The sequence below is a fragment of the Ruegeria sp. HKCCA4633 genome (assembly GCF_013034605.1).
In the GTDB taxonomy this organism is placed as follows: Bacteria; Pseudomonadota; Alphaproteobacteria; order Rhodobacterales; family Rhodobacteraceae; genus Ruegeria.
Genome location: NZ_WQGJ01000016.1, coordinates 1 through 17,352 on the forward strand (window position 1 = coordinate 1; position 17,352 = coordinate 17,352).

The 17,352-nt window shown below is 56.2% G+C and carries 16 protein-coding genes and 1 tRNA gene; 10 read left to right on the top strand and 7 right to left on the bottom strand.

The window, feature by feature from the left end; genetic code table 11:
• Window positions 1-256: 256 nt before the first annotated feature.
• Together msrQ and msrP are read right to left on the bottom strand one after the other, a co-directional pair.
• A complete protein-coding gene (gene msrQ / locus GOV85_RS21040; protein ID WP_171181893.1) occupies window positions 257-871 on the bottom strand; it encodes a protein-methionine-sulfoxide reductase heme-binding subunit MsrQ in 615 nt (204 codons plus the stop codon).
• A gap of 4 nt (window positions 872-875) precedes the next feature.
• Complete coding sequence (gene msrP / locus GOV85_RS21045; RefSeq protein WP_171181896.1) at window positions 876-1,778, bottom strand: protein-methionine-sulfoxide reductase catalytic subunit MsrP; 903 nt, start codon at window positions 1,776-1,778, stop codon at window positions 876-878.
• A 300-nt stretch (window positions 1,779-2,078) separates the two neighbouring features.
• On the opposite strand from msrP, the gene GOV85_RS21050 reads away from it, so the two are divergent.
• On the top strand, window positions 2,079-2,894 hold the full coding sequence (locus GOV85_RS21050; RefSeq protein ID WP_171181897.1) for a cyclase family protein: 816 nt from the start codon (window positions 2,079-2,081) through the stop codon (window positions 2,892-2,894).
• 129 nt (window positions 2,895-3,023) lie between these two features.
• Entirely contained in the window at window positions 3,024-3,671 is a 648-nt protein-coding gene (locus GOV85_RS21055; protein ID WP_171181899.1) for an NAD(P)H-dependent oxidoreductase, read from the top strand.
• A 59-nt stretch (window positions 3,672-3,730) separates the two neighbouring features.
• On the opposite strand, the gene clpB is transcribed toward GOV85_RS21055, so the two are convergent.
• Window positions 3,731-6,349, bottom strand: a complete 2,619-nt coding sequence (gene clpB / locus GOV85_RS21060; RefSeq protein WP_171181901.1) for an ATP-dependent chaperone ClpB — start codon at window positions 6,347-6,349, stop codon at window positions 3,731-3,733.
• A 126-nt stretch (window positions 6,350-6,475) separates the two neighbouring features.
• Window positions 6,476-6,793: a hypothetical protein gene (locus GOV85_RS21065; RefSeq protein WP_171181903.1), complete on the bottom strand. Its 318-nt coding sequence runs from the start codon at window positions 6,791-6,793 to the stop codon at window positions 6,476-6,478.
• 140 nt (window positions 6,794-6,933) lie between these two features.
• Between GOV85_RS21065 and pyrF the strand changes: the two genes are divergently transcribed.
• Both pyrF and GOV85_RS21075 read left to right on the top strand, forming a co-directional pair.
• On the top strand, window positions 6,934-7,638 hold the full coding sequence (gene pyrF, locus GOV85_RS21070) for an orotidine-5'-phosphate decarboxylase (protein WP_171181905.1): 705 nt from the start codon (window positions 6,934-6,936) through the stop codon (window positions 7,636-7,638).
• A gap of 336 nt (window positions 7,639-7,974) precedes the next feature.
• Window positions 7,975-9,228, top strand: coding sequence for a DNA polymerase IV (locus tag GOV85_RS21075; RefSeq protein WP_171181959.1), 1,254 nt, complete (start codon window positions 7,975-7,977; stop codon window positions 9,226-9,228).
• Window positions 9,229-9,230: 2 nt separating this feature from the next.
• Here GOV85_RS21075 and GOV85_RS21080 read toward each other — a convergent pair whose 3' ends face one another.
• Window positions 9,231-10,091 carry an N-formylglutamate amidohydrolase gene (locus GOV85_RS21080; protein WP_171181907.1) on the bottom strand — a complete coding sequence of 287 codons (861 nt, stop codon included), beginning with the start codon at window positions 10,089-10,091 and terminating at the stop codon, window positions 9,231-9,233.
• Window positions 10,092-10,239: 148 nt separating this feature from the next.
• Between GOV85_RS21080 and GOV85_RS21085 the strand changes: the two genes are divergently transcribed.
• From GOV85_RS21085 to GOV85_RS21105, 5 genes are all read left to right on the top strand, one after another.
• Window positions 10,240-10,314, top strand: a tRNA-Val gene (locus GOV85_RS21085).
• A gap of 90 nt (window positions 10,315-10,404) precedes the next feature.
• Window positions 10,405-10,530, top strand: coding sequence for a type B 50S ribosomal protein L36 (gene ykgO, locus GOV85_RS21090; protein ID WP_008755722.1), 126 nt, complete (start codon window positions 10,405-10,407; stop codon window positions 10,528-10,530).
• A gap of 226 nt (window positions 10,531-10,756) precedes the next feature.
• Complete coding sequence (locus GOV85_RS21095; RefSeq protein ID WP_171181909.1) at window positions 10,757-11,773, top strand: Fe(3+) ABC transporter substrate-binding protein; 1,017 nt, start codon at window positions 10,757-10,759, stop codon at window positions 11,771-11,773.
• 116 nt (window positions 11,774-11,889) lie between these two features.
• Window positions 11,890-12,444: a helix-turn-helix domain-containing protein gene (locus tag GOV85_RS21100; protein WP_171181911.1), complete on the top strand. Its 555-nt coding sequence runs from the start codon at window positions 11,890-11,892 to the stop codon at window positions 12,442-12,444.
• On the top strand, window positions 12,441-12,962 hold the full coding sequence (locus GOV85_RS21105) for a GNAT family N-acetyltransferase (protein ID WP_171181913.1): 522 nt from the start codon (window positions 12,441-12,443) through the stop codon (window positions 12,960-12,962). The genes GOV85_RS21100 and GOV85_RS21105 overlap by 4 nt, the downstream gene beginning before the upstream one ends.
• Window positions 12,963-12,977: 15 nt before the next feature.
• On the opposite strand, the gene GOV85_RS21110 is transcribed toward GOV85_RS21105, so the two are convergent.
• Window positions 12,978-13,844, bottom strand: coding sequence for a phenylalanine 4-monooxygenase (locus tag GOV85_RS21110; RefSeq protein ID WP_348540161.1), 867 nt, complete (start codon window positions 13,842-13,844; stop codon window positions 12,978-12,980).
• Window positions 13,845-13,897: 53 nt separating this feature from the next.
• On the opposite strand from GOV85_RS21110, the gene GOV85_RS21115 reads away from it, so the two are divergent.
• A complete protein-coding gene (locus GOV85_RS21115; RefSeq protein WP_171096703.1) occupies window positions 13,898-14,356 on the top strand; it encodes an Lrp/AsnC family transcriptional regulator in 459 nt (152 codons plus the stop codon).
• 107 nt (window positions 14,357-14,463) lie between these two features.
• Here the strand turns inward: GOV85_RS21115 and GOV85_RS21120 are convergent, their stop codons facing one another.
• Window positions 14,464-17,253 carry a bifunctional aconitate hydratase 2/2-methylisocitrate dehydratase gene (locus GOV85_RS21120; RefSeq protein ID WP_171181917.1) on the bottom strand — a complete coding sequence of 930 codons (2,790 nt, stop codon included), beginning with the start codon at window positions 17,251-17,253 and terminating at the stop codon, window positions 14,464-14,466.
• Window positions 17,254-17,352: the final 99 nt, after the last annotated feature.

Consider the following 17,352-nt stretch of genomic DNA (forward strand, 5'->3'; position numbering starts at 1 on the left):
TGTGTCACCGCCGCTTCCGCAGCGTCCCAGCGCCTCAGCAGCGCCGGTGAAGGGGGTTCTAAGGTTTACTCCCAAAACCCGCAACCCAAAAAAACAAAAAATCAAAAGTTTTTCTCTGATGCAGATTTTTATACTTAAAATCAATTAGATATGATGGAATTCTCTCGCCCAAAACCGCCTAAACCAGCCAAGAACACTCGAAACTTCAGAGCCCTGCCCCCTTATGCACACGGTTACCCACAGACTCGGCGTCGATTCAGGCGGAGTCTGCAGTTTTGCTTCCGGAAACGAGTCTTGGAGTCGGCAAACGCAAGGCAAGAAGTGTGAGAATGATCGTCAGATAGACAAGCGGCTCGATCTGGAACCCTTTGGCCAGCATCACGAAGTGTAAGGCACCCAACAGAGCGACTGGGTACACCAAACGGTGGAGCTTGCGCCAACGCGTCCCTAACCTGCGCACCGACCAATTGTTGGAAGTCACCGCCAGCGGCACCATAAGAAGGAAGGCCGCCATGCCGACCGTGATATAAGGACGCTTGAGAATATCCGCCCAAATCTGACTGGGAAGCTGTACATCCAAGATCAGCCAAACAAGAAGATGCAGACTGACATATGAAAATGTCAGCACTCCAATCGCGCGCCGGAACTTCATCAGGTTCAGACCCGCAATCCGGCGCAGGGGCGTGATTGCCAGACCAGCGATCAAAAGTTGCAGGGCCAGTTCGCCATAGCGATGCTCCAGCGCTTCGATCGGGTCGATACCCAGCCCCCCGGACAGGCCGAGGTAAAACAGCCAGGGCGCAGGTAGCGCGCCAAGCAGGTAAATGGCCCATACCGGAATACGGCGGAATATCTGGTTCACGGCCTGCATGGGCTTAGTAGTTTTTGGCCAGATCCAAGCCTTCATACAGGCTGGCGACCTCTTCCTCGTAGCCGTTGAACATGAGAGTGGGGATTCGTTTGGCAAACAGACCGCCGCCAATGCGACGCTCGGACGCCTGAGACCAACGCGGATGATCAACCTTCGGATTCACATTGCTGTAAAACCCGTATTCGCGGGGGTTCGACATGTTCCAGCTTGTGGGCGGCTCTACATCGGTCAGCGTGATGCGCACGATCGATTTGATCGACTTGAACCCGTATTTCCACGGAACCACCAAACGCAAAGGCGCGCCATTCTGGTTCGGAATCGTTTTCCCGTAAATTCCGGTGGCTATGAACGTCAGAGGGTGCATCGCCTCATCCAGACGCAAGCCTTCACGATACGGCCATTCAAGAATGGGGAAGCGTGTTCCGGGCATCTCATCCGGGCGGTACGCGGTTTCAAAGGCCACATATTTCGCACTCTCCTGAACTCCGGCCATATTCAGCAGGTCGGCGAGTTCGAAACCGTTCCACGGAATGACCATTGACCACGCTTCAACACAACGGAAACGATAGATCCGCTCTTCGATGGTCATCTCAGACAGAATATCCTTAAAGTCATACTCACCCGGGCGATCCACCAAGCCGTCGATCTTGACGCTCCAGGGTTCGGTCACAAGAGAACCGGCATACTTAGCAGGGTCATCTTTTCCGGTCCCGAACTCATAATAGTTGTTGTAGCTCGTGATCTCTTCCCATGTATTCGGTTCCAACGCGTCTTGCGCTGCAGCCGGGCGCGCCATCGCGGTTAGCCCAACACCTGCCAGACCGGCCATCACCTGCCGCCGGTTCAGGAACGCCGCCTTTGGCGTGACGTCGGCTTGTGTCAAAGTATTGGTCCAGCGATGCGCCATGTATGTCTCCGTCGTGTCCACGTGTCAGTCTTGACTTAATGCGCTGATAGCACAGCGCCAGCGAAACAGGCGTAACGATTGAGCGAAGTGACTGTAACGTTCTCAAATCGGACGCCTCGAAAAGACCGGAGCATTCTGCCTGTTCAGCTCTTCTTTTCGACTGCTTTGGCCGAGCTATTTATCGGAAACCTTTACAAAAGCGCCTACCGGACTGCACTCTGTCACGCAGGCATCGCACGCGTTCCTGCGCGTTGCTTGTCTGTTATTGTAGCCGTTTCGCCGCAAAAGGGAGGAAGAACTATGTGTGACATCTGTGTAATGAATGCCGTCAAGGACAGGATGCTGTCTCGGCGCGGGTTCTTCAAAGCTGCAGCTGCGACAGGCGTTGCCGCCGTCGCAACCGGTGGTACGGCCCCCGCATCGCTGGCCGCAGGACATGGCGGCATCGAGGATATGACCCACACGCTCAGCCCGGAATTTCCGACATGGGGCGGTGACCCTGGCATTTCGGCAGAACAGGCTTTCAACTTTGCAGATCACGGTTTCAACCTGTTCAATTTGTCGATCAATGAACACACAGGCACCCATATCGACGCCCCGCTGCACTTTTCCGCGGATGGCACATCGGTCGATGAGATCCCGGTCAACGACCTGGTCGCGCCATTATGTGTAGTCGATATCGCCGCCCGCGCGGCTGAGGACGCAGACACACGAGTCACGCCAGACGATCTGAAGGCATGGATATCGGCGAACGGAGACATCCCTGACGGTGCCTGCGTGGCGATGCATTCCGGCTGGGGCGGAAAAACAGCCACAGATGAATTCCGCAACTTCGATGGCGAAGCGCAGCACTATCCCGGCTTTCATGTCGAAGCGGCGCAGATGCTGATGGAAGATACCGGCGCGCGGTCGATTGCTGTGGATACGCTGTCGCTGGATCACGGCATGTCGGCAGATTTTGCCACCCATTATGCGTGGCTGCCTTCAGGCCGGTTTGGGATTGAATGCCTGGCCAATCTGGATCGGGTGCCGCCATCCGGCGCGACGCTGGTCATAGGCGCGCCAAAACACGCAGGCGGTACTGGCGGCCCAGCGCGGATTTTTGCGCTAGTGTAAAAAACTGCACAAAATAAAATTAAGGCTCACCCTGATGGTGAGCCTGTTTTGAACTGATCCCCAGCTGTCAGGATGTTCTGCTTGACCTAAAGGTACCTTGAGCAATCAAGGTGCCTCGGGAAAGCCAGATTGAATCAGAAAGTCCCGATCATGCACATCCTGACCGTCCTTGACCATCCAGACCCAAACTCATTTACCGCCGCCGCAGCGCGGATGTTCATGGATGGTGCGAAGGCAGCCGGTCACACGACAGAATTTGCTGACTTGCATGCCGAGGAATTCGATCCGCGTTGGACTGTGGCGGACATAGAGGGGGATTCGGCGTCCGCACCACTTGCAGACATACGATACGAGCAAGAACGTATCTCTCGCTCGGATGCTATCTGTCTCGCGTTTCCGCTTTTATGGTGGGGAATGCCGTCAATGATGAAAGGTTGGGTTGACCGCGTCTGGTCATGGGGTTGGGCATATGATCAGTTGGATGATCGCGAAAAATCGCTGCAACGGCCCAGATCCGGGGTCTTGCTGATACCCGCTGGCGCGCGATCCGACGAAATGGAGGACGCCGGATATCTGAATGCAATGGAAACCCTCTGGACACAGGGCACATTCGGATGTTTTGGGTTCTCGCCCCGCAAGCTGGAAATCCTCTGTGGATCCACAGGGTCAGAAGAACGTCGCGAAGCCCTTCTGGAGCAAAGCTACAACGCAGGTCTGACCATACCGCCACCTCGGCAGCCCAGAGGTTTATGGGCGCAATGGAACATCAGGCATTGATATATGGTAGATGCTGAAAAAAGACCCGCTGAAACAGCGGGTCTCTCTTTCCGTTTTGATCAATGCACCACGGCATCATCCGGGCGAGGTCGGTCTGACGTGCCCAAACGGTCGCCTATGATCAGACCATCGGTTCCGGCGGTCACCGGAACGGTCTCTCCATCCTTGATCTCGCCGGCCAGCAGCGCTTCGGCCAGCGGGTTCTGCAAGGCGCGCTGAATCACACGCTTCAAGGGACGCGCGCCAAAGACCGGATCATAGCCTTCATTGGCCAGCCACTCCTTGGCACCGTCGTCCAGCACCAGCTCGATCTTGCGAGCAGCCAGTCGTTTCTGCAGACGCGCCATCTGGATATCAACGATGCCATCCATATCGGCCCGCTTGAGCCGGTCAAAGATGATGGTCTCGTCCAGACGGTTCAGGAACTCGGGCCGGAAATGCGCCCGGACCGCATCCATCACGTCACGCCGCGCTTGCGCGCTGTCCGCACCTTCGGGCAACTGGCTCAGCGCCTGAGAGCCGAGGTTCGAGGTCAGGATGATCAGCGTCTGCTTGAAGTCCACGGTGCGGCCCTGACCATCGGTCAGAACGCCATCATCCAGAACCTGCAACAGCACGTTGAACACATCAGGGTGCGCTTTTTCGACCTCGTCAAACAACACAACCTGATAGGGCCTGCGCCGTACGGCTTCGGTCAGCACACCGCCTTCGTCATAGCCGACATAGCCCGGAGGGGCACCTATCAGACGGGCAACCGCATGTTTTTCCATGAACTCGGACATATCGATGCGGACCATCGCATTGTCGTCGTCGAACAGGAAATTCGCCACGGCTTTGGTCAGCTCTGTCTTACCCACACCGGTCGGGCCAAGGAACAAGAACGAGCCCAGCGGACGACCTTCGTCGTTCAGCCCCGCACGCGCACGACGTACGGCATTGGCGACAGCGGTCACCGCTGCATCCTGACCGATCACGCGAGAATGCAGATCATCTTCCATCCGCAGCAACTTCTCGCGCTCACCTTCCAGCATTTTCGAGGTCGGAATACCCGTCCAGCGTTCGACCACAGCAGCGATCTGCGTCGGGCGCACCGTTTCCTCGGCCATCATGGCGTTGCTTTCGGCGTTTTCGGCCTCGGTCAGCTTTTTCTCAAGCTCTGGGATGACGCCATAGGACAGCTCACCGGCCTTGGCCAGGTTACCTTCGCGCTTGGCGATTTCCAGATCAGCCCGCGCTTTGTCGAGCTGCTCTTTCAGATCACGGGCACCAGCCAGCTTGTCGCGTTCGGCCTGCCATTGGGCCGTCATCTCGGCAGATTTCTCCTGCAGGTCGGCCAGATCCTTTTGCAAGGTTTCCAGACGGTCCTTCGAGGCCGCGTCGTCTTCAAGCTTCAGCGCCTCTTCCTCGATCTGCATCTGCAGGATCTGGCGATCCAGCTGGTCGAGCTCTTCCGGCTTACTATCCACCTCCATCCGCAGGCGCGACGCTGCCTCATCAACAAGGTCGATGGCTTTATCTGGCAGGAACCTGTCAGTGATATAGCGATGCGAGAGCGTCGCCGCCGACACCAATGCCGAATCCGAGATGCGCACGCCATGGTGCAGCTCGTACTTTTCCTTGATGCCCCGCAGGATGCTGATCGTATCCTCGACGGTTGGCTCGGTCACCATCACGGGCTGGAACCGGCGCGCAAGGGCCGCGTCTTTTTCAACATATTTACGGTACTCATCCAGCGTGGTCGCGCCGATACAATGCAGCTCACCCCGGGCAAGCGCGGGCTTGATCAGGTTGGCGGCGTCCATCGCGCCGTCGGACTTCCCGGCCCCAACCAGCGTATGCATCTCATCGATGAACAGAATGATCTCACCAGCGGCCTCGGTCACTTCGGTCAGAACGGCCTTCAGTCGTTCTTCGAACTCACCACGGTACTTCGCACCAGCAATCAGCGCGCCCATGTCGAGCGCGAGCAGCTTCTTGTCCTTCAGCGATTCCGGCACGTCGCCGTTGACGATGCGCAGGGCCATTCCCTCGGCAATCGCGGTTTTACCCACGCCAGGTTCCCCGATCAGAACCGGGTTGTTCTTGGTGCGGCGCGACAGAACCTGCATCGAGCGGCGGATTTCCTCATCCCGCCCGATGATCGGGTCAATCTTACCTTCAGCCGCAGCTTCAGTCAGATCGCGCGCATATTTCTTGAGCGCGTCATAGCCCTCTTCCGCCGATGCGGTATCAGCGGTGCGACCCTTGCGGATGTCATTGATCGCCTCATTGAGTTTCTGGGCAGACACCGCACCAGCCTCCAAAGCGTCCTTAGCTTTGGATTTCACCATGCACAGCGCCATCAGCACCCGTTCAACCGGCACAAAGCTATCGCCCGCTTTGGTGGCGATCTTCTCAGCCTCGTCCAGAACTTTGGCGGTCTGTCCGTCCATGTAAATCTGGCTCGCGTCGCCGCTGACCTTCGGGATTTTGCCCATCGCGACGTCCAGCGCCTCGACCACGCGGTTGGGCGCGCCGCCAGCACGTGTGATCAGGTTGCTCGCCAGCCCCTGATCGTCATCCATCAATGCTTTGAGTATATGTGTTGGCTCCAGCCTCTGGTGCCCCTCGCGCAGCGCAATGGTCTGCGCAGCCTGCACGAATCCCCGTGCCCGCTCAGTGAACTTGTTCAAGTCCATGATATTCTCCTTTTCCAAGCGCCCCGTTTTGACATGCCCGCTTGGCGGCACATATCGGTCGAAGCCTCACATTCAATCTGGGAAATATCTTTGCCGGTTCAAGAGGCTAAGACGCAGAAATCGCCGTCATTCGCGCTGTATGGTGTAGACGGTGTAACCTCCGGTCTCGGCGACCTGAACCGCACCCAGATCATCCACGAGGGACTGTGCCGCCGCGCTTCCTGTCGGGCATGACACCAGATCAGCCGTATGGTCCAGGAATTCCACGGTAAAACCCGTTTCGCCCGTAAGCTGGCACCAATCATCCTCGGACCTGTAGCCACCCACAAGACGCAGATCATCATTTGTGGGTGCAGGAGCAGCCCCGGTTTCCGGTGTTTCGGGCGGGGTTTCGTCACATGCAGCCAGCGCAACCAATACGCCCAGCACAACCAGCTTTTTCATTTTCTGTCCCTTGCTGTGAAATCAAATACTCAATACCCGGCACGATAGCACAAAATGAACGTGCCCGCGCCCGGCTTCGAAGATGGACAGAACCGCCCGAACCCGCTAGGAGGCAGACGTTTGCCAAAAAGGAGCGCCCCATGTCCGATGATCGCCTTATCGTCGCCCTCGATGTCCCTAACGCCCTGCAGGGTCTGGCCATGGCTGAACGGCTGGGCGACAGCGTGTCCTTCTACAAGATCGGCTTGGGCATGTTGACGGGTGGCGGGCTGGCTTTGGCCAATGAGCTGAAACAGGACCACGACAAACGTATCTTTCTGGACATGAAACTGTTCGACATTGGCAATACGGTTGAAAACGCAGTGCGGGGGCTGGCGCAGTTCGATCTGGATTTCCTGACTGTACATGGCGACCCACATGTTGTGCGCGCCGCCAAAGAAGGTGCATCGGGCAAGGATTTGAAAATCCTTGCTGTGACCATCCTGACTTCGCTGAACCGCGACGATCTGGACGCCAGCCTGATCAAAGCTGGCGACGTGCAGGACCTGGTGGTCGAACGCGCAGCCAAAGCGCTGGAGGCCGGGGCTGATGGCGTTATCGCCAGCCCGCAGGAGGCTGCCCTGATCCGCGCACTGCCTCAGGCCGACGGTCGCCTGATTGTCACCCCCGGTGTGCGTCCAGCAGGCGCAGCACTTGGTGATCAGAAACGAGTAGCAACACCGGCCAACGCGATTCGGAATGGTGCGGATCACATCGTCGTGGGCCGTCCGATTTATCAGGCAGAAGATCCAAAAACCGCCGCCGAGGCTGTTCTGGCCGAGTTAAATTCTCTGAAAGTGCACTGACCATTTCAAGTGTTTCGGACGGTTTTCGTGTTCGAGTTTCACCGCAACAAGTTGACGTTGCGTCAATTTTTTGCAGAACCGCGCCAAATCGTCCCTGTGCCAGAAAACACACATTCAAAAGGTGAGTTTTGGCGACACGGCCTTCCACCTATCGAAAACCGAAAAATTTAGCGATTCTTTGGGGAAGTTACTCCCCAACGGACCATTTCTTCCTGAGGTTCGTTACTTCCCCCCGCCACATTGCGGGGGGTTTTCTTTTCCTCAATGACCTATGATCGAAGTTGAGGAATGTTATAAAGAAACCCCAAGCCAACTGCGGAGCGCATGAGGACGCAGATGCCCGGTCTTTGCCGAGATTGCCTGACACCTTCAAGGAACGAACGTCGCTGTGCAGCCTGCGGCAGCCCAAGGGTCAAGTCGCACCCTGAACTGTTTGACCTGTCCATCGCGCATATGGATTGCGACGCCTTCTACGCATCAGTGGAAAAGCGTGACAATCCCGAGCTTGCGGACAAGCCCGTCATCATAGGTGGCGGGAAGCGGGGAGTTGTATCGACGGCGTGTTATGTGGCGCGCATACGCGGCGTCCGATCGGCGATGCCCATGTTCAAGGCTATCCAACTCTGCCCCGAAGCCGTCGTGATCAAACCACGCATGTCTGTGTATGCCGAAGTATCGCGCGAGATACGCGCCATGATGGATGAATTGACGCCGGTCGTGGAACCGCTGTCTCTGGACGAGGCATTCATGGATCTTTCCGGCACCGAGCGATTGCACGGGGTACCCCCCGCGATCATGCTGGCGCGGCTGGTCAAACGAATGAAGGAAGAGTTGGGCGTGACCGGCTCTATCGGGCTGAGCCACAACAAATTCCTCGCCAAGGTCGCGTCTGATCTCGACAAGCCGCGCGGCTTCTCTGTGATCGGCAAAGCCGAGACGGCAGATTTTCTGAACGACAAACCTGTGCGGCTGATCTGGGGTATTGGCCCCGCAGCGCAAGAGTCGCTGGAACGGGCCGGGATTCGAAGCTTCAACGATTTGCTGCGGTGGGATCAGGAGGCGCTCACCGCGCGCTTTGGAGCGATGGGGTATCGCCTGTGGCATCTGGCCCGGGGACAGGACAAACGGCGTGTCTCGGCCCATGAGCCTATGAAATCCATCAGCAACGAGACCACATTTTTCGAAGACACAGCTAACCCTGAAATTTTAGACGGACATCTGTGGCGCATGGCCCTGAAAGTCTCGGACCGGGCCAAGGCCAAGGATCTTGCAGGGCGGGTTGTCACGCTCAAGCTCAAGAAGGCCAATCACAAAACCCTGACAAGACGCGTGTCCCTTCGGGATGCGACGCAGGTTGCCGACCGGATCTATCGCACGGCAAAGGGGCTGTTCGATCAGGTGGGTGATCAGGGACCCTATCGGCTTTTGGGATGCGGCCTGTCTGATCTGTGCCCGGCTGATCAAGCTGATATGTCGGGTGATCTGCTTGATCCTGGTGCATCCCGCAGATCGCAGGCTGAACGTGCAACTGACGAGATCCGCCAAAGGTTCGGCTCAGACGCCATTGTGAAAGGTCGCGCGCTGCGCTGAGGTTATTCGGCCGCCAGACGAACCGAGTCCGCTCCGATGTTGGCAATCTCGCGCACCACCTGCCGCAGAAGTTTCGCAAACGCCATGAAATTGGAGTTTGGTGCGATCCTCTCTTCGTCCATATAGAGTGCGCGGTCGATCTCGATCTGGATTGCATGCTGATGGCGACCGGGACGTCCGTAAGTCTGAGTGACATAAGCCCCGGCAAACGGTGCATTGCGCGCCACGTTCAGACCTGCCGAAACAAAGGCCGATTCAACCAGATCCACAATTTCCGAAGACGCCGACGCGCCAAACCGATCCCCCAGCACGATTTCGGGCCGCTTGCTGCGGGCTGTACCGGCCATCGAAACCGCCTCATGCGGCATAGAATGGCAATCCACCAAAATCGCCTGACCGAACTTTTCATGCGATTCGTTCAGCAAAGACTTCAATCTCGCGTGATAAGGGCGCCAGTAGGTGTCGATACGCAGCCGCGCCTCATCCATGGTCAGCTTTCCACTGTAGATCGCCCGACCATTGGCCACGACGCGGGGAATCACCCCCAGCCCCGAAGCGACCCGCGGATTATGTCCATGCCGGCGCGCGCCGCTGATCAGGGCGGGGTCAAGTTCATCCAGGCTGCGATTCAAATCCAGATATGCGCGGGGCATGGCCGCTTTGATCAATGGCGCACCGCATTCAGCAGCAGGCGCAAATAGTTGATCCACAAAGGCATCTTCGGATGAACGAATCACGTTTTGGTTCAGAACCGAACGCTTCAGAAAGGCCGCCGGATACTCTCGCCCGCTATGAGGGGACGAAAAAACCACGCATGAACTGCGGTTTTCGGGCATATCCAATACAAAGGCTGCGTTCTGCATGATTTCTCCATGTTCGTAATCAACATAGACTGGAAAATTGTTCTTCCAAACCCCTTGAACCCCTGAACGACTCCTTTTATAGACCCCGCTACCGGCGCGGTGATCCGCGCCCCATTTCGTTATGGGGCTGGGCACGCAAAGGGAAAGTGGGCGGTTAGCTCAGCGGTAGAGCACTTCGTTGACATCGAAGGGGTCACAAGTTCGATCCTTGTACCGCCCACCATCGTTTCACTGTTCCGGGTTTCCGGGGCACCCGCTAACCCAGGCGCTGGCCACGTCCTTGATGAAGGCGCCGCAGATTGGAGACAGACCCATGAAGGTCAAGAACTCGCTCCGCTCGCTCAAGAACCGGCACCGTGACTGCCGTATTGTGCGTCGCAAAGGCCGCGTCTACGTGATCAACAAGACGCAGCGCAAGTTCAAAGCCCGCCAAGGCTAAGAACTGCGAAAAATCGTTTTCAGAAACCGCGCCTTCGAGCGCGGTTTTTTTTGTTTTTTTGGCACCTTTATCGTGAAAAGAATCCTGAAAATTAGAGAAAAGCAGACTTGCGACCATTTTGACCAAGTAAAACTGTCGGAATTTCTTGCATCCAATGTGAAATAGTATAATTGAGCAAAACAGTCGGGTTAATCTCCGACACGAAATTCAATTGTTGGAGTACACTATGCTGAAATCCACAACCTGCCTGGCTGCCGCCCTGTCGGCATTGGTTGCCACCACCGCTGTCGCTGAAGGTGAACTGAACCTGTATTCATCGCGCCACTATGACACTGACGAGCGCCTCTACACCGATTTCGAAGAGGCCACTGGCATCACCATCAACCGAATCGAAGGCAAGGCCGACGAGCTGATCGCGCGGATGGAAGCAGAAGGCGCCAACTCGCCCGCAGACGTAATGCTGACCGTTGACACCTCACGTCTGGCGCGCGCCAAGGACGCTGGTATCCTGCAGTCGATCGAAAGCGCAACTCTGGAAGAGCGTATTCCTGGTAACCTGCAAGACAGTGACAATCAGTGGTTCGGCTTTTCGCAGCGTGGTCGGATTATTTTCTACAACAAGGAAAACGTCACCAACCCACCGGCCACCTATGCCGATCTGGCCAAGCCGGAATACAAGGGTCTGATCTGCATCCGGTCTTCGACCAACACGTACAACCAAACCCTGTTGGCATCGATCATTACCCATGAAGGCGCGGATGCGGCCAAAGCCTGGGCAGAAGGTATCGTCGCCAACATGGCACGTGATCCACAGGGGGGTGACACCGACCAGCTACGCGGCATCGTTTCGGGTGAATGTGACATCGCTGTATCGAACACGTATTACTTTGCGCGCGCGGTCCGCAAAGATGTCAAAGGTCTTTCGGCGGATCGCGACATGATCGGCTGGGCTTTCCCCAACCAGGACAGCTATGGCGCGCACATGAACCTGTCGGGCGGCGGCGTTGCGGCACATGCACCGAACAAGGAAAACGCGGTCCTGTTCCTTGAATATTTGGCAAGCGATCAGGCGCAGCAGTACTTCTCTGCGGGGAACGATGAATACCCGGCCGTTTCAAGCGTCGAATTGGCCGAGTCGGTTGCCACCCTGGGTGAGTTCAAGGCTGACGAAGTGAACCTGTCCGAGGTTGCCAAGAACATCCCCGAAGCGCAAAAGATCTTTAACGAGGTTGGCTGGAAGTAACCGCCCAAATCGTTAATACCCATGAAGGGCGCGAGATTCTCGCGCTCTTTTTTGTTTACATTTTGTTTATTTCGTATAATTTTTCTCATATCTGAGAAATTTTCTACTAACTGCCTATGCTCGACACCCTTTCAAATCGCCTTGCCAATCGACTGAATGAGCTGCGTCGCGGGCGCGGGTGGTCTCTGGACCAGTTGTCTGAACACAGCGGCATAAGCCGTGCCACACTATCTCGTATGGAAAAAGGTGATGTAAGCCCAACGGCAGAAAACCTTGGCCGTCTCTGCGCGGCTTACGACTTGCCGATGTCACGTCTGCTTATGATGGTCGAGGACAGTTTTGACCCCAAGATCCCGTTTGAACGCCAAGCCGAATGGAGCGACCCTGAAACAGGCTACACCCGCCGTGCAGTGTCCCCCCCCGCGAATGGTCTGAACGCCGAAGTGGTGGAAGGCCACCTGCCTCGGAACACGGTCATCACCTATGATACGCCCCCCAAATCCGGGCAAGAGCATCACCTCATTCTGGTCGACGGCGCGCTTACGCTGACGGTCGACGGAACACCACACACCCTGAACGCAGGGGATTGTATGCGTTATCACCTGTCTGGCCCGACCCGGTTCGAAACAGGCACAACGCGGGGCGCCCGGTATCTTCTGGTGCTGGTATGATCACACGTTTAACCGGATCCGAATTTGATGCGGCACTGGATGACCTGACCGAGATTCTGCACACCTGTGTTCATGACGGGGCCAGTATTGGCTTTATCCTGCCGTTCACCCAAGAAGACGCGCGCTACTATTGGCAACAAAACGTGCGGCCCGGCGTGAACGCAGGTGCATTGGAAATCTTTGCAGCGTATGACGGTCCACGCGTTGTGGGCACCGCGCAATTGATACCAGCGGCAATGCCCAACCAACCCCACCGTGCCGATGTGGCCAAGCTTTTGGTTCATCCGAACGCCAGGCGCCGCGGATATGGCCGCGCTTTGATGGAGACCCTATTTCAACGCGCGCGCGACTTGCACCGCTCGACTTTGGTGCTGGACACACGCAGCACCGATCCCTCTCGGTTGCTGTACGAAAGCCTTGGGTTTCAGATTGTGGGGGAAATACCAAAATATTGCCAAAACCCGTTCGAACCCAGGTTGGAGCCGACGACATACATGTACAAAGACCTGTCCGCCTGACGGTGGACTGCGTGATTACTCGGCTGCCGCGACCTTTGCGGGAAACTTGTTGGGCAGCAGCCCCAAACCACGCGCGTTCCGAATATCGGCCAGAAGGTCGCGCTCGGCCGCTTCGAACAAATCCTCGGGATCATCCAGAACAAAATAGCCCATCTGATGCATGTCGATACGGTACGGTGTTCGCAAGATGGTTAGGATATCGAACGGGTCCCGATCTGGAATGTCACTGCTCACGGCATAAACCAGCTCGGTCGGAGAAGACGCTAAGCCCGATCCCAGTGCTTTGATCTGGCCATCCTGGCGGCGTAAACCAAACTCGATGGAAAACCAGTACAACCTGATCAGCCAAGCGTAATCCGCATCTGTCGCCTGCTGGCCTGCCTGCCCGATGGCGTGGCTAAACGCGGCAAAACGCGGGTCGCTCAGCAATGGGGTGTGACCGAAGATCTCGTGAAAGATATCCGGTTCTTCGATATAGTCGAAATCCTCGCGCGACCGGATAAACGAAGCTGCGGGAAAAACGCGATCCGCCAGCATACCGAAAAAAGTCTTGAAACCGATCAGCGCCGGTACTGGCTGCACCCGCCACCCCGTCAGGTCCAGCAACCGATCCGAGATATCCGCGCAGCACGGCACCTTGGTTTTGGGCAAGTCCAGCCGGGCAAGCCCGTCCAGGTATTCGCGCGCCATATAGCGCTGCACATTATCCGCCTGCGCTGCGTAAAGATCGGCCCAGACAGCGTTTTCTTCGTCGGTATAGGCTATGCGGCCGCGCGCGTCAGCGACCTTGGCAACGTACTTGGTCGATTTGGGCATCCGTTTCCTCCTGCTTAAATACAGGATACCGCGCCCGGCGCGGTGGATTTGTTTTGATAACTGAATTTATTTCACTAAAATGAAACAATTAATCCGGTTGGTGACAATAAGTGAAACAAATGCTTCATCCTGCTGATATAGATATTCTCCGAGAGCTTCAGATCAGTGGACGTCTGTCGATGCAGGAACTGGCAGATCGAACCGGGTTGTCGGCCTCGCAATGCTGGCGACGAGTACGCGATCTTGAAGCAAGCGGAGTGGTCACGGGTTATCGCGCGCAGGTACCAGCTAAGGCCGTTGGCCTGAATGCCATCGCCTATGTCCATGTCGCGCTCAAAGATCACCAGGAAAAGAGCATCGCGGATTTTCTGCGTCTGGTCGAAACAGAGCCGCAGATCGTCGAATGCGCCTCGATCACCGGGGATCATGATTTCATCCTAAAGGTCTACGCCAAGACGCCCGAGGATCTGGAGGTGTTTATCATGCAACGTTTGTTGAAATCTGGTCTTGTTCGCGACACCCGAAGCAATTTTGTTCTTCGGCAAACCAAGACCCGAGGACCTTTACCGATACTATAGGGGCGACGGGCGTCCGTTTGAAATCGGTCATGGCCGTCACTACAAAAAACGCCCGGTCATCTGAAGTGGCGCCCGGGCGATCCATGCTTGGTTTCAAAAAACCGTGTTTAGAAGTGCGCCGACTTCGTGCCAGCTGGTTTTTCAACCGAAGGCGCGAACTTAGTCAGGTCGATGCCTTCAACAGCGGTCTTGTATTCGTCGATATTGGGCGTCCGACCCAAAATGGCAGACAACACCACAACCGGGGTCGAGGCCAGCAGGCTTTCGCCTTTCTTGTCGGGTGCATCGGCCACGACGCGGCCCTGGAACAGACGGGTCGAGGTGGCCAGAACAGTGTCACCCTTGGCGGCTTTTTCCTGGTTGCCCATGCAAAGGTTACAGCCGGGGCGTTCGAGATACAGGATATTCTCGTACTCGGTGCGCGCCTTCTGTTTTGGGAACAGGTCGTCAAACTCGAAGCCCGAGTATTTTTCAAGCACTTCCCAGTCGCCTTCTTCCTTCAGCTCATCGATGATGTTGTAAGTCGGGGCCGCGACCACCAGCGGTGCCTTGAATTCGACTTTACCGGTTTCCTTTTCTAGGTTCTTCAACATCTGGGCAACGATCTTGATGTCACCCTTATGCACCATGCAAGAGCCGACAAAGCCCAGATCCACATGCTTTTCAGCGTTGTAGTATGAAATCGGGCGGATCGTATCGTGGGTGTACCGCTTAGAGACATCGGCGTTATTCACGTCGGGGTCAGCGATCATTGGTTCGTTGATCTGGTCCAGATCCACAACAACCTCGGCAAAGTATTTTGCGTTATCATCGGGTTGCAGCGCCGGTTTTTCACCAGACTTGATCTGAGCAATACGCGCATCAGCAATGTTGATCAGCTTTTGCAGCATGCCGTTTTCATGCTCCATGCCTTTGTCGATCATGATCTGGATGCGTGACTTGGCCAATTCCAGCGAACCGATCAGGGTCTCGTCATTCGAGATACAGACCGAAGCCTTGGCCTTCATCTCGGCCGTCCAGTCGGTGAAGGTGAACGCTTGGTCCGCCAACAGCGTACCGATATGAACCTCGATCACCCGGCCTTGGAAGACGTTATCTCCGTGCTGTTCTAACATCTGCGCCTGTGTGGCGTGAACCACGTCGCGGAAATCCATGTGATCCGCCATTTGGCCCTTGAAGGTCACCTTGACCGATTCCGGGATCGGCATCGATGCTTCACCCGTTGCCAGTGCCAGCGCCACGGTGCCCGAGTCGGCCCCAAAGGCCACACCTTTGGACATACGCGTGTGGCTATCTCCGCCGATAATGACCGACCAGTCGTCCACTGTGATGTCGTTCAGCACCTTGTGGATCACGTCGGTCATCGAATGATAGACGCCTTTCGGGTCACGACCGGTGACAAGGCCGAAGTCATTCATGAACTTCATCAGACGCGGCGTGTTGGCTTGCGCCTTGGCGTCCCAGACCGACGCAGTGTGACAGCCGGACTGATAAGCCCCATCAACAATCGGGGACACAACAGTAGCTGCCATCGCCTCAAGTTCTTGCATGGTCATCAGGCCAGTGGTGTCCTGCGACCCAACGATGTTGACCTTCACGCGCACGTCCGATCCGGCGTGCAGGGTCTTGCCCGGCGTTGTGCCGACCGCGTTCTTGTTAAAGATCTTCTCGACAGCGGTCAGGCCCTGACCTTCATGGCTGATTTCTTTGGACGGAGCAAAGACCAAAGGCGCTTCGACGCCCAGCGTTTCGGCCGCAAATGTTTGCAGCTTCTTTCCAAAGACAATGGCGTAAGAGCCCCCGGCCTTCATGAATTCCACTTTTTGCGGGGTAAAGGACGAGGACACGTCAACCAGCTCATCGCCATCCTCGCTCAGCAGCTTGTGGTCTTTGGTGTTGATCTTCAGAACTGTGCCTGTGGCGACCGAATACTTTTCTTCCAAGATCGGGTTGCCATCGTTGTTCAGGATCGCGTTGCCGTCTTCGTCCACCTTCTTGACCCAATTTTTCAGGTCAAGACCGATGCCGCCGGTCACACCGACGGTGGTCAGGAAGATCGGAGAGATGCCGTTTGTACCCGCAACAATTGGGGCAAAATTGACAAAGGGCACATATGGGCTGGCCTGCTTACCCGTCCACAACGCCACATTGTTCACGCCGGACATACGCGAGGAACCTACACCCATGGTACCCTTTTCAGCAATCAGCATGACGCGTTTGCCGGGGTGCTGAAGCTTTAGATCCTGGATTTCCTGCTGCGCCTTTTCCGAGATCAGGCACTTGCCGTGCAATTCGCGGTCAGCACGCGAATGCGCCTGGTTGCCTGGTGACAGAAGGTCCGTAGAAATGTCGCCCTCGGCAGCCACATATGTGACGATTTCAATTTCTTCGTCGATGTCAGGCAGCTTGGTAAAAAACTCAGCCTTGGCGTAGCTTTCCAGAATGTCCCGCGCGATTGTGTTGCCGGCCTCAAGCGCGGCCTTCAGACGGTTTGTGTCCGCATCATAAAGGAAGACCTGCGTTTTCAATACCTCGGCTGCCTTGCCTGCGATTGCAGCATCATCACCCAGCGCAAGATCCAGAAGAACCTCGACCGAGGGGCCACCTTTCATGTGCGACAGCAGTTCGAACGCAAAGTCCTGCGAGATTTCTTCGACGTCAGCTTCGCCCAGAATGATCTCTTTCAGAAAGCTAGCCTTTTCGCCGGCCGCGCTGGTTGTGCCGGGCAGCGTGTTGTAGATGAAATAGTTCAGCGAGTCTGCGCGATGGTCGTTCTGGGGATCACGGATCTGATCAATGATTTCCTTCGCCAAAGCCCCGTCATCGATGGGTTTAGGGCTCAGGCCCTGCTCTTTGCGGGTTTCGATTTCATTCAGGTAATCAGTATAGAGGCTCATGACGGGTCCGACCATTTAGCTGGGTGTACCGGCAGTCAAAAGGCCGGCACTTTCAATTTGTATGCGGCGGTATACTAAAACTGCGCCGCATGCAAGCCC

What these genes read in the sequence shown, in the direction of transcription:
- msrP (WP_171181896.1), bottom strand. Translation starts at nt 1,778, where the DNA reads ATGGCGCATCGCTGGACCAATACTTTGACACAAGCCGACGTCACGCCA.
- ykgO (WP_008755722.1), top strand. Translation starts at nt 10,405, where the DNA reads ATGAAGGTCAAGAACTCGCTCCGCTCGCTCAAGAACCGGCACCGTGAC.
- GOV85_RS21075 (WP_171181959.1), top strand. Translation starts at nt 7,975, where the DNA reads ATGCCCGGTCTTTGCCGAGATTGCCTGACACCTTCAAGGAACGAACGT.
- GOV85_RS21120 (WP_171181917.1), bottom strand. Translation starts at nt 17,253, where the DNA reads ATGAGCCTCTATACTGATTACCTGAATGAAATCGAAACCCGCAAAGAG.
- GOV85_RS21080 (WP_171181907.1), bottom strand. Translation starts at nt 10,091, where the DNA reads ATGCAGAACGCAGCCTTTGTATTGGATATGCCCGAAAACCGCAGTTCA.
- GOV85_RS21100 (WP_171181911.1), top strand. Translation starts at nt 11,890, where the DNA reads ATGCTCGACACCCTTTCAAATCGCCTTGCCAATCGACTGAATGAGCTG.
- clpB (WP_171181901.1), bottom strand. Translation starts at nt 6,349, where the DNA reads ATGGACTTGAACAAGTTCACTGAGCGGGCACGGGGATTCGTGCAGGCT.
- GOV85_RS21105 (WP_171181913.1), top strand. Translation starts at nt 12,441, where the DNA reads ATGATCACACGTTTAACCGGATCCGAATTTGATGCGGCACTGGATGAC.
- GOV85_RS21050 (WP_171181897.1), top strand. Translation starts at nt 2,079, where the DNA reads ATGTGTGACATCTGTGTAATGAATGCCGTCAAGGACAGGATGCTGTCT.
- GOV85_RS21095 (WP_171181909.1), top strand. Translation starts at nt 10,757, where the DNA reads ATGCTGAAATCCACAACCTGCCTGGCTGCCGCCCTGTCGGCATTGGTT.
- pyrF (WP_171181905.1), top strand. Translation starts at nt 6,934, where the DNA reads ATGTCCGATGATCGCCTTATCGTCGCCCTCGATGTCCCTAACGCCCTG.
- GOV85_RS21115 (WP_171096703.1), top strand. Translation starts at nt 13,898, where the DNA reads ATGCTTCATCCTGCTGATATAGATATTCTCCGAGAGCTTCAGATCAGT.
- GOV85_RS21065 (WP_171181903.1), bottom strand. Translation starts at nt 6,793, where the DNA reads ATGAAAAAGCTGGTTGTGCTGGGCGTATTGGTTGCGCTGGCTGCATGT.
- msrQ (WP_171181893.1), bottom strand. Translation starts at nt 871, where the DNA reads ATGCAGGCCGTGAACCAGATATTCCGCCGTATTCCGGTATGGGCCATT.